General features: G+C 58.7%; 10 protein-coding genes. All 10 read right to left on the reverse strand.

Features of this window, described 5'->3' with window-relative positions; all coding sequences use genetic code 11:
• Positions 1-3 precede the first annotated feature (3 nt).
• Positions 4-2,043, reverse strand: a complete 2,040-nt coding sequence (locus OYW20_RS17885; protein ID WP_268797269.1) for a lipase family protein — start codon at positions 2,041-2,043, stop codon at positions 4-6.
• A 163-nt stretch (positions 2,044-2,206) separates the two neighbouring features.
• A complete protein-coding gene (locus OYW20_RS17890; protein ID WP_268797270.1) occupies positions 2,207-2,647 on the reverse strand; it encodes a hypothetical protein in 441 nt (146 codons plus the stop codon).
• The gene (locus OYW20_RS17895) at positions 2,644-5,517 is read right to left on the reverse strand and encodes a type VI secretion system Vgr family protein (RefSeq protein ID WP_268797271.1); all 2,874 of its coding nucleotides are present in this window, start codon (positions 5,515-5,517) and stop codon (positions 2,644-2,646) included. Before OYW20_RS17895 ends, OYW20_RS17890 begins: the two co-directional genes overlap by 4 nt.
• Before the next feature lie 2 nt (positions 5,518-5,519).
• Complete coding sequence (gene tssH / locus OYW20_RS17900) at positions 5,520-8,168, reverse strand: type VI secretion system ATPase TssH (RefSeq protein ID WP_268797272.1); 2,649 nt, start codon at positions 8,166-8,168, stop codon at positions 5,520-5,522.
• 153 nt (positions 8,169-8,321) lie between these two features.
• Entirely contained in the window at positions 8,322-8,813 is a 492-nt protein-coding gene (locus OYW20_RS17905) for an Hcp family type VI secretion system effector (protein ID WP_268797273.1), read from the reverse strand.
• 18 nt (positions 8,814-8,831) lie between these two features.
• Complete coding sequence (locus OYW20_RS17910; RefSeq protein ID WP_268797274.1) at positions 8,832-10,550, reverse strand: OmpA family protein; 1,719 nt, start codon at positions 10,548-10,550, stop codon at positions 8,832-8,834.
• A 10-nt stretch (positions 10,551-10,560) separates the two neighbouring features.
• Positions 10,561-11,244, reverse strand: coding sequence for a type VI secretion system protein TssL, short form (tssL, locus tag OYW20_RS17915; RefSeq protein ID WP_268797275.1), 684 nt, complete (start codon positions 11,242-11,244; stop codon positions 10,561-10,563).
• The gene (gene tssK, locus OYW20_RS17920) at positions 11,241-12,596 is read right to left on the reverse strand and encodes a type VI secretion system baseplate subunit TssK (RefSeq protein ID WP_268797276.1); all 1,356 of its coding nucleotides are present in this window, start codon (positions 12,594-12,596) and stop codon (positions 11,241-11,243) included. The genes tssL and tssK overlap by 4 nt, the downstream gene beginning before the upstream one ends.
• Positions 12,597-12,619: 23 nt before the next feature.
• Entirely contained in the window at positions 12,620-14,158 is a 1,539-nt protein-coding gene (gene tssC, locus OYW20_RS17925; protein ID WP_268797277.1) for a type VI secretion system contractile sheath large subunit, read from the reverse strand.
• 33 nt (positions 14,159-14,191) lie between these two features.
• A complete protein-coding gene (tssB, locus tag OYW20_RS17930; protein WP_268797278.1) occupies positions 14,192-14,695 on the reverse strand; it encodes a type VI secretion system contractile sheath small subunit in 504 nt (167 codons plus the stop codon).
• Between the last annotated feature and the right edge of the window lie 376 nt (positions 14,696-15,071).

Below are 15,071 nucleotides of genomic sequence, written 5' to 3' on the forward strand. Positions count from 1 at the left end.
AACTTATCCATAAGTTCTTGGAAAGGCCGAGTCGGGATCAGCCATGGCATCGAAACGCAGCAAAGCGTCGCTACCGCCTTCGCTCTGCCAAGTCACTTGAAGGGTGCCACTCAACTGTTTTTGCAATTTGAGGAGTTCACAGGTGAGCTTGTATTCCTGCTCATGGATGCGGCCGTAATGGACGTTCATCTGTTTTTCAAACTTCTGCGAGTCCTCTTGCAACTGCAACATCGGTACACGTTCAGGATTTATGGAGTGCAGCAGGTGATGGAAAAGATAGGCGTAATAGTTCGCCATGAAATGCCTGGTAAACCCTATTACGCGCCCTTTCTTCAGGTTTCGATTAGGCGGGAAAAACGATGCACGGCTTTCAGCGCTCAGCGACTGGGTAAGACCCTTCTGGCCCTGCTCGGCCTGCCGATCTGCGGCCTCACTCAGGCTGGGAACGACAAACAACTTGGCCGCGTGCGGCAAGCGCGAGGTGACGGAGTTGTAATAAGGCGCGCCGAGGCCATCCTTGCTGCGGTAAGCGGCGTAAGAAGACCCCCTCGCCTCCCAGGTGTGTTGCTCGGTAAACAGGAAGGTGGCGATTTTTCCGTGGTGGCAGTAGGGATCGGTCTGCTTGAACAGCGGGCTGGTCGCCAATTGCAGCAGTGACCAAGTAAACCCAAGCGTCGTACCCAATGGACCGTAGAGGTTGTAGAGATGGTTATCCAGCTCCGCCTCGGGCGGTACGCTGGGGACGGTGTCGATGTCGTTGACGTGCCGGAAATGCGTTATGTCGCTCAGGCTATTCACGGCCTTGAGGGTAAAGGTGCGCGGCATGCCGTAGGTGTACAGCACAGGATTAAGGTGCTTTAGAGCTGCCGCCTGAATCAGGCCCAAAGCGCCGCCGAGGCTATGACCACAGATGAAAAGCCTTCTGTTGTCAGCCTGCTTAGGAATCATCTCCGCCAAATCTCCGGGATAAATCCGCCGCGCCAGCGCATAGGACTCACGAAAACCCAAGTGGACTTTCCCCTGCGGCGTCAGATCTGCACATTCCACACTTGGCTGGCACGCAGACTGTATTTCAGTGCTTACCGGACGCAATGTCAGGTCTGTCCGTAAATCCGGCATCCCCATCTCAGTGCCGCGCCAAGCCACCAGCACCTGTGATGCGCTGATGGCGTAAAACAGCTGGGTATCCCCCTCAGGCGGTTCAGCTTCACGGGTATCCAACTCCTTGAACATTGTGTAGCGGTCGTCGAACCGCACGTCGTGCACCAGACAAGGCTGCGACTTGCCGTCCCACATCTCGGGCGTGCGTGACAGATCCAGGCATTGCCGCTCAAAAAAGTCGACAACAGAACCACGCGTCCCCGGCGCGTTGGTGCTGTACGCAAGGTTACTCATCAACCCCAGGTTGTAAGCATTGACCAGGCTGTATTCGGGCTGATGATGCAAGACCAGCGACCACGCGCGCAGCGGGCAGATTTCCAGCACATGACGGCAATCCAGTTGGTCGTGCTCAAGAGTGAAGCCACTAAAACTCTTATCTGGAAAGTGATACGGCGGCAGTTGCTTGGAATCTGCAAGCGGGGGCTCGAACGTCGGCAGGCTGTCGCATACCTGACCAATGCGCAGGTAGTGATAAGCATGACCCGACGCATATGACTGCTCTTCAATAGGCGAAAAGCCCGAGCGCTGCGGGGCATACAGCGGCGTGTTGTCACCATTAAGCGGCCGGGCCGGCTCAGCCCGCTTCGCCCGTAAGCGTCGCGTTTGCAGCACTTCGGCCAACGGATCGGCGGCAAGCAGAAGCGTCACGGCGAGCGGGTGAACCCCTTCGAGCCGGATCACGCCCTGTGCGTCGCTCTGGCCTGCGAACTCAGGCACACGCTTTGTACAAGTGGCTTTGTTGGTTGCCCTGTATGGCAGGTTAGCCAGCGGCTCGCCTTGCTCGTCCAGCAACTGAAACTCGACCCATTGCAATAATTGGGGACGGCAATAAACATCCTGGTTCGGATTAACCGTGTCGGTGCGGTGCAGTCTGTCGTTCATATCGGTCCTTGATGCTGTTAGTTGCCGTTGTGGAGATATTCGGTCGAAGACCGGCCTTGACTCAGGCTCAACATCTCCATGCGTCATCCAGAAGAATTAAGGTCGCGCTGCTCTCAAGTGATCAAAAAGCGCACGACGAGCGCCCCATCGGAGGCTGCGAATATTATTTATTGAAAATAATCCGCCATCGCTCCAACTTCCCTCTAAACAAAACCGAGCTCACTTTGATGACTTCGGAAAAGATCACTAATCCTGCGATCAAATCAACAGACCTCACCTCCATCCCTTGCACTAACAAAGGTATAAATGACAACGAAGGCACAGCCAACAGCAGACGCAATGGTGTCTGAATATAGACAAGACAGGGCGCGACCCGGTGCCTGCAGAGCAGTAACACGGCAGATATCAGCATCGACATATTGAGCAGAAGATACAACGCAAATATCAAACCCGACAGCCCCCCATGCTCAGCGGCTAATTGAATAAAGGATTGCACGTCGGTGTAGATTGGAATCTTCCCTTGTGAATAACTCACATATGAGAATCTGCCAACATACAAAAGATCCAGCGCACCCCAGAACAGAAAGATCCAGTTGGCTTTCATACGCTCTCCATTTTTGTTTCATATACATCGTCGGGAGTGACAGGTCGCCAGTACCAGCTACTGCCGCTCACGGCCCACTCGTCATCGCCCTCTAAAAACACTTGGGTGATACGCCTCTGAGTTCCGTAGTCATGTACTGCCGAGTTCTGCACGACACGATCTTCTATGCCATCAGGCAGACGCTTCCACTCCTGGATTTTTACTCGTTGGGTGTTCTTGTAATCCTTGCCGTCGGAGCCAAATACCCGTCCCTCTTCACTTATTGAAGTCAGTCGGTTGAGCGCCATGACCACGGTGTTCTTTACGCCCTGATAGTCGTCATCAACAGTGACCCAATGCCCAGGGCCCGCCTCGTCATCATCTTTCAAAAAGTCAATTTTCAAGTCCCCCGGCAGCAGGGTGTGGACGCTCATGGTTTTGCCGTCTTCATCCGTCACGCCCTCGAACACGTCTCCCTGCTGCGTCGTGACCTGATAACGCACGAACGGCATCGGCGCCTGCATCTTGTCCTTGACCGTGTAACGGGCTGCATAGCCGGTAGGCAGCGGCGTGACCGGTGTGTCGAGACTGGTTGCACCCAACTTCTGCACCACCGCTGCCTTGTGGTAAATGTTGCCCGGCGCGCCGATTTCGATATCGCCGTCTTTGAGGCGGATGAACGCCCCGCCGCAACTGAACACCAACTCCTGCGGCGCACTGATTTCTACCCGGCCGTCCACGCTCTGGATTTTGATGTCGTTTTTGGCCGTCGCCAGCAGGCTGTTGCCTGAGGCATGCAGCTCGATCCTGCCCTTCGCGGCATGGAGTTGCAGGTCGCCCTGTGCGGCCAACACGCTGACCGCGTTATCAGCAGTGGCGGTGATGTCGTGACCTGCACTGATATCAGTGTTATGCGCCGCCATGATGCCGACGCTCTCGGTGCCGGAGGCCACACACACCGCTTCCGGGCTGACAACGCCGATGCCCGCCGGCGCATGCAGCAACAGGCCTGATTCTGCGAGTCCGTTCAGCGCCTTGTTCAGGGCCGTTTGGCTATCGGTGTCGCTCGGTACCACCCCGGCACTCTTGGCTGCATTGGCGAGTGAGCGCGCCAGAAACAAGGCGCTTTCCAGCTGGGTAATGGCCGCTTGCATGTCCAGTTGCGAACCCAGCGCCTTACCCTGCTCATCAGCACTGATAAACAGCCCTTTCCCACCCCGAATCGCACCCCAGCCATCGGTGCGCAGCTCAAATCCGTCGCCGCGTTTCTGCTTCTGTGCATCCACCAGATGCCCCAGGTTCAGCTGGCTCTTGCCGCCGTACTCGGTGCTGAGTTTGATGTGCTCCTGCCCGCGCAAGTCCTCCATGCGCAGCTTGTTGTTGGCGGGTGTGCGCAGCACGTTGCGGGTCCAGTCACGCCTGGCTTTGGTGACGTGGTCTTTGTGTCGGCTGTCGTGCAGGGCGTGGGCGATGTAGGGCCGGTCAGGGTCGCCTTGCTCGAAAGCAATCGCTACTTCAGTGCCGGCAATCAGCGGCAGGTGCAGGCCGTGGGTGTCGCCGGCGTAAGGTCGGGCGAGGCGCAGCCAGAGGCTTTCAGCGCCGGGTTTCCAGCTGTCGCGGTCGAACAAAAAGCTGACTTTGTAGCGCCCTTCCATGTCGATGAAGCTGTACGGGTCATTGGCTTTGGAGCTGGTGATGCGTGCGGGAACGGTACCTGCGATCTGCGGTTTTTCCAGCAGTGGCGGTCGGAAGCAGACGTCGAGGCTGTAGGGCATTGCCTCGAAGCTGACTTCGAAACTGCTGTCGCGGGCTGCTCGTGTTTTGAGTTCGACCAAGACCGCGCCGGGCGCGAAGGCCTGTGGCGCGCCGCCGGAAATGTTCAGCACCTGCCCCGGCGCCAACGTCGCGCTGCTGCTGGCGCCAGTCAGTCGAGTCTGATGATTGAGGTACCGCTCGTGCCGCAAGCGCGCATAAAAAAAGCCGCTTTCGCTGAGCAGATCTTCGTCTCGATCAATGGCGTCGCCCAGTACGCGGTAGGGTTCGGCGTAGTGATAGGCCTCGCCGTAAAGGGCATCGGCGCCGCGGGTCTGGTCGACGTCGCCCTGAAGATAAGCCGGCGCATCTCGGTAATCGTAAGCGCGAAAATGAACGCTCTGCTCCACCACCTGATGCTCGGTTTGCAGCTGCCAGACCGCGTCCTGCCCGGTGCTGCCGAGCCCGGATTGCGAGCGCAACGGCAAAGCCACATCGAACTGGTAATGACGCTGATCGTCGTGAAACTCAACAACTTCGATGCTCAGCCGGTCATCGCTGGTGATGCGAAACCAGATGCCGACCTGGGCCAGTAAACGGCTGATAAACGCCAGATCGCTCTCGCCGTACTGCATGACCTGTTCGCGCCGGGGGTATTCGCGGACCAGCTTGAACAGGAAGTCCTGACCCTCGAATTCGTGGCGATTGCGCAGGATGCTCTCGACGATCTGCGGGACGGATTGATCCTGATAGATCCGAAACTGCCGGCCTCGGTCCAGCAACGCCAGACGCGGCTGCAACACCACCTCATAACGCGCTTCATCGTGGGAGTCGGACAGGCGTTTGAAGCCGGTGATCACCCCGTGCAGCGTGCGTAACGGTTTGATAGCCGGCGCTTGAACCAGCTGAATCCGGGGCAGCTTTTGCGGCACGGCATGCAAGCTGAAATGCGCCCGGCGCCCGAGGATTTGCCTGGCAGCAATATCGTGATCGCCGGAGGTGAACTCGATGCGGTAGTTGAACGGTTCGCTGAGCCGTTCGAGGCCGTCGAACACCAGCACATCGAGCCCGGCATCGAGAGCCTGAACGGTGAGTGTGTGCCGACTGTGGTCGAAGAACGTGCGCAGTGAATCGAGCATGCTCAGGCCTCCCTGGCGCTGTGGGTGTTTGTTTCAGTGTCTTTGAACTGCAAGGTGATGCCGTCTTCGTCGCTGAAGCCAAGTAACACGCCGCAGGTTTTCAGGTGGGCCGCCTGGCGTTGCAGCAACTGTTGGCTAAGGACGGGCAAAATCTGCTGGTTGAGCAGGCTGTCGATATTGCGTGCGCCGGTGTCCGGCAGCAGGCAGGCGGCGACCAACGCCTCGTGCAGTCGCTCATCAGCCTGGCAATCCAGGCCGTAATGACGCTGCAGCCGTTTGCCGACGTGTGCAAGCTTGTGCGCGACGATGGCTTTCAGCGCATCGGCCTGAAGCGGGCGATAGATCAGTGTCTGAAAGCGCGCCAACAACGCTGGCTGGAAATGCTCGCGCAGGATCGGCCGCAACAGCTCATGCAAAGCACTCTCCGGCGCATCGGGTTGCTGCTGCAAGAAGGCTTGCAGCTGATCACTCCCCAAGTTGGAGGTCATGAGAATGACCGTATTGCAGAAGTCGATTTCACGACCTTCGCCGTCGCGCATGCAGCCACGATCAAAGACTTGGTAAAACAGGTTGAGAACATCGCGATGAGCTTTTTCCACCTCGTCCAGCAGCACCACGCTGTAAGGCCGTTGCCGGACCGCTTCGGTCAGCACGCCGCCCTGGCCATAACCCACGTAACCGGGGGGCGAGCCTTTGAGCTGGCTGACGGTGTGCGCTTCCTGGTACTCGGAAAGGTTGAGCGTGATCAGGGATTTCTCGCCGCCGAACAGGCTGTCAGCCAACGCAAGGGCAGTTTCGGTCTTGCCCACGCCACTGGTGCCCACCAAGAGAAACACACCGAGCGGGGCCTTCTCTTCGGTGAGCCCGGTTTTGGCTGCCCGCAGACGCTGGGCCAATGCGCTCAGCGCGTGATCCTGTCCGACAACCCGTCCGCCCAGTTGCTGCTCAAGCGCCAGCAAGTTCGCGTGTTCATCCTTGAGCAGGCTGCCCAGCGGAACGCCGGTCCAGTCGGCGATAACTTCGGCGACGCTACGGGCATCCACATCCAGAGAAAGCAGAGGTTGACTGCCCTGCGCATCAATTAATTGCCGTTGCAGTTGCGCACACGTGTCGGTGTGCGGCGATTCGGCCTGACGCGCAATGAGTAATCGTTGCGTGAGTTTACGTTCGTGCTGAAAACGCGTTTCCAAAACCTCCCGTTGCTGCCGCAGGCTCTCGCGTCGCGCAGCGATCAGTGCCAGACGCTCATCTGAATCACTGCCACCCAGACGCGCGTCTTCGTCGAGCGCCTCGCGCTCCAGTTTCAGGGCGACCTCCTCGGCCTTGAGGCGCACCAACGCCTGCGGCTCGCAATCGAGCCCCATGCGCACCCGCGCGCTGGCTGTGTCGAGCAGGTCAACGGCCTTGTCCGGCAGTTGACGCCCTGTCAGATAACGGCGCGAAAGACTGACCGCCGCCTGAATCGCCTCATCTCGTATATGCACGCCGTGATGGCTGGCGTATCGCGCCTTGAGTCCGCGCAGCATAAGGCTTGCGCTGACGTCATCCGGCTCGTCGATCTTGACCATCTGGAAGCGCCGCTCCAGCGCGGCATCGCGTTCGAAATATTGCTTGTACTCACTCCAGGTGGTGGCGGCGATGGTGCGTAACTCGCCACGGGCCAGCGCGGGTTTGAGCAAGTTGGCGGCATCCGCGCCGCCCGCCTGATTACCCGCACCAATCAATGTATGAGCCTCGTCGATAAACAGCAGCACCGGGTGATCGGCCTGCTGCACCGCATCGATCACGCTTTTCAGGCGCTGCTCGAACTCGCCTTTCACCCCGGCGCCCGCCTGCAACAAACCCATGTCGAGGGTCCGAACGCTGACGGGCTTGAGGCTGTCCGGAACGTTGCCCTCGACAATCCGCAGCGCCAGGCCTTCGACCAGCGCTGTCTTGCCGACACCCGGCTCGCCAACCAGAATCGGATTGTTCTTGCGTCGGCGGCTGAGGATGTCGATGACCTGACGAATCTCGTCATCGCGCCCGAAAACCGGATCGATCTGACCGCTACGCGCCTTGGCGGTGATGTCCTGGGTGAATTTTTCCAGCGCAGGATTGGCGCCTATAGACGCGGGACTGGCGCAATCTTCCGCCGCCTCCCCGGCCTCACTTCCGAACGTTTCCTGTACCGCCTGAGGCCGCTCTTCCGACTGAACATCAAGCAAAGGCAACAGATTTTGAAGTTGGACCTCACTCAGACTGAGCAGCGGCCAGGCTGACTCGCAGGCCAGCAGATCGGGGGTTTCCAGCAAAGCACCAAGCAAGTGAACCGAACGCAGGCTGTCGTTGTTGTCATCCAGCGAGGCGCGCAACCAGCCGTTCTTGATCAGTTGCTGCAACTTGCCGCACAGCTGCGGCTTGCTCTGCACGCTGCGCGGAAGCGCATCGAGATGGCTGATCAGTCCCTCCCAGATGGCATCAACGTTCCACTCGTAACGGCGTGCAATCACGGGCAGGTCGCCCCCGCCTTGTCCCAGCAGCTTGAGCAGCCAGTGTTCGATGCTGATCTGCGCATGACCACGGCTTTGACACAGCGAGGCGGCAGCACTCAATGCCTGGGCGCAATAGGGATTGAGTCGGCGAAGCAAACGCGAGGAACTCTGGGCCATTCGGGTACTTCCTTGTGCTGGATTCGGAACGCATGGCCGACGCTGCCGGCGCGTGCATCAAACTCGGTGTGAATGGCTGAGCGTCCGCGCACGGACGCTCAACCCTGCACACCAGGCACCAGCGGGCGCCAGGCGCCTGCTGGTCTTTTCATATCAAGCGCTCTGACGCTCGTTCCATGAATCCGAGTGGATGATGTTGCCGTCCTTGTAGGTCCAGGTGATCTTTTCGTAACGCAGTTCAATCAACTCAAGGTGGTTGTGCTTTTCCTTGGCCGGGTCTTTGATGTCGTGCATTTTCGGCGCGACTTTCACCACCTTGACGTTCTCCAGCAGGGTGTTGAAGTACTCGACTTCCTGGCCTGCGTCGTCGATGCGGTACCACTTGAACTCAGCACTTTTGAGGGTCTGGCCGCTGCTGACCGCCTTGTAGAGGTAAGGGCTGCTGGCATCGATCTCTTTGGTGAACTGGAACGGCGTGTGAATGCGCGCGCCGGTCAACTTGCCGGTGTTGTTGTCGGTCGGGATGTAGAGGCTGTGATCCTGAGCGACGACCTCGATGCTGCCTTCGCGCTCTTGAACGTTCACGGAGCCTTTGATTTCTGCGCCGCCATCGTCTTTCAGCCACAGGTAAACGGGAATTGCCATGTGAGGTTCCTTTCTCGGTCATTGAATGTCGCGGAATGCGACGGGTTGTCGGTCCGGCCCCGCAGTCAGCGGCGCGCACGCCCCGACCTCCGGGACCAGACGGATATCGACGCGACGGTTGGCCGTGCGCCCGTTTTCGGTGTCATTGCTGGCGATTGGTTGATTCGCGCCCAGGCCCTGTACTGCGAAACAGCTGCCGGGGATGTTTCCCATGCCTTGCATCCAGTCACGTACCGCCGCTGCCCGGGCGCGGGACAACAAGACGTTCTGTTCGGGGTTGCCAGTGGCGTCGGTATGGCCAGTGATTACAATCAGCCAGCCGGACTGGGCCTTGATATCCACCAGGGCATCAATCAGCACTTTGGTCGAGTCAGGTTTGAGCCTGGCGCTGCCGACAGCGAACAGCGACAGGCTGTCGAGGCGCACGGGATTGTCAGTCGCCGCCCGTGATAGCAGCTCCGGCGGCAAACGATGCCGGGAAATCGTGTCCAGCAGCGGAACACGCAGATGCTCCCCGCGATACAGGCCCAACCCAAGCGCCAGCGGCTCACCTTGCCGGTAGTAGTTGTCCAGCCTGATGGCATCCCGACGCAGAGCAGTGACCGCGTCTTCACGCAGATCAAAATCAGGCTCGTTGCGGTTATCAGGCTGGGGAATGGCCGCGTAACGCCGCAGGTCATCGGTGACCTGGCGCACAAGGAGCTTGTTCTCCCAGGCGGCGCTGGTGAGCGCAATGACTCCCGCGACCGCTGAAATCCAGAGGGCAACCACCCCCGCACGAATCATCGGCTCATTGCGAAAGTGCGTAGGCAGCAGCGCCAGCAGCGGATCAGGAAACGGCACGCGTGCGCTGTCGCCGGGCGCAACCTCACCCTGCTCGACCAAGGCGGTACGGTCGCTCAGCCATCGGCGCCACACATTATCTGGCACGTTTTCAGGCAGCGTCGGGACAAAGCTGATTGCGCAAGCAAGTGGCGGGCAATCGCTGGGGACAATATAGGGAAGCACGCGCTCGGTGAGCCAGGATGCCACGCTGTTCAATTGAACGCTGGTCCGCACGCGCATCGCCTGGTCTTGATGGCACGCAGGCTGCCGCTGCCAATCGGCAAGGCTGAGATGGGTACCGTTCTCGCGGACACCGAGACCGGACTGGTCACCCTCCCAGTCAAACCAGGGGCCGTCACCCTGAGACGCCTGAACGTAACTCACAAGCAGGAGTGGCAACGCGATGCCACGTTTGCGCAGTAACGCCACCTGATAACAAAAGGCGCGCACTCGCCCGGCAAGCGCGGCGTTATCGGTGTGCGCTCCAGGGTTTACGATGAACATGACGCTGATCTGGCCGTGCCAATCGGGACGCAGGTTTTCCAGCGCAGCAACGACGGCGGGCAACTGCTCCAGGCCAGGCACGCGGACATAGCAACCCTGTGAAGTCGTGCGAACCCTCCACTGCTCGGCGATGACCGCACCGAACAACGCGTGCAGGCCGTCACCACACACCAGCACAACGGGATGACGATAGCCCGGCGGTGGCAACTGACCGATATCGCCCAGACCGTACGCGGCAGCGCTATGCGCAGCCCTGCGATCAGCACGCAACCACGCCAGTCCCACCAGACAGAGGACCGCCAGGGCCGCCATCGCACGGGTTCCGCCCGAGAGAGGGATGACGATCAGAAGCGCAAGCGTCAGCGCCCCTGCCCACAGCAAAAGTGCGCGTCGGAGTTTAAGTGTCATCGCCCGGTCCTCACGCCACACCCCGCATCAGCGTGGCGACAAGTCCGCCCAATAATCGATCCAGCGCCCACCAGACCGTCGTCAGTAGAAGAATGGCCGCCAACACATGGGTCATGGGCGAATGCAACCAGTGCTGCGCGTTCCAGCCCCGGCCAGACTCGATCTGGGTCGAGACACCGGCACTGACCGCCAGCGGTTCCACCTGGGCATTCAATGCTGCGATCAACTGTAAGCGCTCAGGCGCGTTCGCATCCGGATAGCGGCCCTTGAATCCGAGCATCAGCACCCGCTGGAAGACTGTCAGTACCCGCAGGTCTGGCGCAGGTTCACTCAAGACTTCGCGCATTTCTTCGTAGACGAAATCACCGGCTTGATGTCGGTTGAAGAACCTGGCCTGCAAGGGCTCGGCCGCCCATCGGGCATGGCCATCCTCTTTTGCGCAACCCAGCACGGTTTCGTCCAGCAAGGCGCACTGGGCGTGGCTGATGTAGTCGATGTTGCGCTGGCTCAGCCCGGCACTTTTCAGTTGATGACGAACATGCTCGACCTGTCTTGCACAAAGCGCATAGGTCTGGGCACTGTCAGAGACCGTCGCGCCGTACTGCAACTCGACCACCAACAGATAGGTGTCCTGCATCAGCACGTCGATATCCGTCGCGACTGCGATGTGCTTGTTCGATGGCGGCCGGCTCATGAGCGAAGTACCGCAAACAGTTCAAGCTTGACGTCCGCCAGCGTGCTCGGCACGTAGAAGGCGCAGACACCCTGGGCCAGCACCGCGAGCCCCTTTGGATGACTGAGGTCGAGCGCGAAATACTGATTTTCAAGACGCAGCGGAATGGCCGCAGGGACATGGCTCAGGGACAACAGCGGCACACCGTCGAGGGCCGCGTTGATCAGGCGATCAACGTCATCCGGCGTGCCGGCCTTGCACAGCTGGGGGAACTGGGTTTGCAATTGGGCAGCGGGCAGGCGGCAACGGACAGACAGATAGAAGTCGGCGCTGTCGGGCTCGCGCAGACGAGGGTCGCTCAGCGTGACTTGCCAGCGGTTGGCCCCGGCCTCTTGCAGGTCCAGCACGATGACCCGCGACGGCAGGCTGGCTTCGAGCAACGTCGAGATCGTGCACATCAACGGCGCGAATACCGTCTCCAGCTGGTCGTGTCGGTAAGCAGGAATCTGATCGATGTCGTGGTCCAGAGAGAAGGTCAGCAAACCTCCCGCCAGCTTTATCAACTCCAGATAAACCTGCTCCGGGTGTCGCGCAGGGTGCATTTTCAGATCCGAGAGGACCGGCTCATAGGTATTCAGGGCATTGAGCAGCCAGAACAGCGACACATCGGCGACGGCAAAGTCCGCCATCCGCTGATTACTCTCCCGACGCATACCCATCAGCCGCTGCCGCTTGGCGGACAATTGGGTCAGCAGATTGTCCAGCTGCGCCAGCAGCCCCGAATGTGCGGCGAAGGTCAGCAGTGGCGGCACGTACGCGCTGTCTATGCTCCAGGCGCCCTGCCCGTCCCGCACCAATCGGGCAATCGGGCAGGTCAGGAAATCGGCGTTGTCGTCGCTGCCCAGGCGCAGACTGAGCACATGTTCGAGTACGCCTATTGATTGTTCCTCCTGCGCGTAAGCATCCTGAACCTGCCGCCATTCGCGCCGATAGCGCACCGGACGTTCCGCGCGGGTTTCATCGAACAGACAGTTGTCACCGTTGGCATGCTCGAGCGGCAACGCAAGCAGCAGGACCGCGCTCTGAATGTCTTCACCGAGTATTGCGCCCAACTCCAGCGCAGGGGGCAGACGATCAATGCGATCAGTGTCAATTGAGGTGCCATCGGGCATGCGCAGGCAGAGTCGAGTGGCCTTGAGCTTGCCCAGTCGCAGCGCGTCGGGATCAAATGCCACCGCTTCAATACCCCAAGGGTGAACCCGGGACAGCGCGGCGATACGTTCGTTGGTCCAGGCTTCCCAGCGCGCCTGTTGTTGAAACTGCTGCGCAGAGAGCAGCGTTCCGGCGGCCCAAAGCGGGCGGTCGATTTTCATGACGTCGTTTCCCTACGAGCGGATCAGGCTTTGGCTTTAGGCATTTGCGAAACAAGCGACAGGTTGACGTCCATGCCTTCCACCTGAAAGTGGGGCACGGCGTACAGCTTCACGCGGAAGAAGCCCGGATTGTCTTCAATGTCCTCGACCGTGACCCTTGCGTCACGCAGCGGATGAGAGGCCTGAAGGTCGTCGCCGGGATCGGTCATTTCAGTCACCAGGCCGCCGACCCACTTGTTAAGCTCAAGCTCGAGAATGCGGCGATCTTTGGTGGTGCCAATGTTCTCGCGCTGTATCAGCTTCAAGTAGTGAGCAATACGCGAGAGCAGGAAGATGTAGGGCAGCCGCGCATTGATGCGACTGTTGGCGGTGGCATCGGCCGTGTCGTAGAGCGCGGGTTTCTGCGATGAATTGGCCGAGAAGAAACAGGCGTAGTCCCGGTTCTTGTAGTAAGAAAGCGGGATGAACCCGAGATTGGCGAATTCGAACTCGCGGGTTTCGGGGATCATGACCTCCGACGGGATCTTGACCTGATTGCCAGTCCCGAGGTCGTACAGATGAATCGGCAGGTCCGTGACCGCGCCACCCGATTGCGGGCCGCGGATCTGCACACACCAGCCGTTGGTGATGAAGCTCTTGACCATGTTTGCCGCGAAGGCGAAGGAGGCATTGGTCCACAGGTACTTGCCATGGTCCGGGCCCTTCACGCTTTCGACGTAGTTGAAGCTGCGCACGGGAATGGTGTCGGGGCCGTAAGGCAGTCGCCCAAGCACTCGCGGCATGGTCAGGCCGATGTAGCGTGAATCGTCACTGTCGCGAAAGGACTTCCATTTGATGTATTCGGCCCGGTCGAAATAGTTGCCGATGTCCTTGATGGCGGCGACCTCTTCCATGGACTCCTTGCCAAAAAACGCCGGCCCTACAGAGCCAATGAACGGCATGTGCGCCGCCGCCGCGACCTTTGAAATACTGCGCAGCAGCGCGATGTCTTGCGGACCGCGGTTGAATTCGTAGTTGGAGATGGCAGCAGCAATCGGCTCGCCACCGGGTGTGTCGTATTCCTGAGTGTAGGCATGTACATATAAGCCGCTTTGAGCAATCTCGGGAGCGTCCTCAAAGTCCTGAACCAGATGATCTTTACTGATATCCAGTAATTCAATTCTGACGTTCTGACGAAAGTCGGTTTGATCAATCAAAGACTTAACGCCGCGCCACGTCGATTCGACACGCTGAAAGTCCGGATGGTGCATCACTGCATCGAGCTGGTTGCTGATCTGTGCATCCAGCGCTGCGATGTGGTCATCCAGTAATGTCTTGTCCAGCCGGTCTACTTTTCGAGAGGCTTGTTTCAGCAAGTTTAAAAACACACTGACCGCTGCGGTCACGCGCTCATCGATGGAGGTATCGGACAACGCATCATTGCTCTGGAAATTATCGAGCGCGCCAAAGGCTGCGACCGGACTGAGGTTTATCTTGCTGAACAACGCACTGTAGACACTTTGGCTGTCTTCAAGCTGTGCATTGGCACCGTGCGATTGAACGGACGACTGTTTTACAGACATTGGATAACTTCCCTGTGGGCGAACCGAGATGAATTAGCGGTCTTCTTGTGGAGCCAGCGCAGCCAGTTCGGCGCGCAACTCGTTACTCAAATCGTCATCTTTGAGGATGCGCTCGAGTTCGACGCGGAAGGTTGCGTTGTCCAGCAGGTTCGATTTCAAGTCACGAAGGAGATTTCTCATGGCCAGCAGCGCACGCAGTTGCGGTATCTGCCGAGCGACCTGTTCGGGCTCAAAGTCCCGCATGCTTTGGAAGTTCAACTCCACCGGGGTGTCGGAGGCATCCCCGAGCAAGGTGTTTTCCACGGCAAACTTCAGTTCCGGGGCGAAGTCGGCAAGGACATTGTCGAAATTGTTCTTGTTGATATCGACTTTGCTTCGTTCAGATAAAGGTCGCTGCTCCCGACCGTTGCTGTAGTCACCCATCACCATCAGTTTCAGCGGCAATTCGACCTTCTTCTGTGCACCCCCCGTGTGCAAGTCCAGTTTGATATTAACCCGCGCCTTGGGCACTTCATTCTGAAAGCTATTTGAAGCCATATATCCTCCTGACCTGCGCAACAGAAAACCCGCTCATTCGGCACACCCTGCCGCCACTTCAAAACTCACATTGTTTAAAATGTTTAAACAGTGTTTATAGCGAGCGTTTATTGCGCGTTTAATATTTAAACATATGAGTGGCGCAAGCACTTATCTTGAACCGCGGAGCAATAGTGGGTTATCGAAGAGAGATACTCCATCCCCCAAAGTGATGTTCGGAAGTTTCTCACTTCACCTCGGAAACTTCCCACTTCAGACCATTGACAGACTTTTGATAAATACAAAATGAATTATATCTAGGGTTGGTGCTGTAACCGCTCTGCATCAGGGGTTTCACCAGTATGAACAGCGCGCGGCGATGCAACGGCAGACGTTT

The sequence above is a fragment of the Pseudomonas sp. BSw22131 genome, from assembly GCF_026810445.1.
GTDB classification, from domain to species: domain Bacteria; phylum Pseudomonadota; class Gammaproteobacteria; order Pseudomonadales; family Pseudomonadaceae; genus Aquipseudomonas; species Aquipseudomonas huanghezhanensis.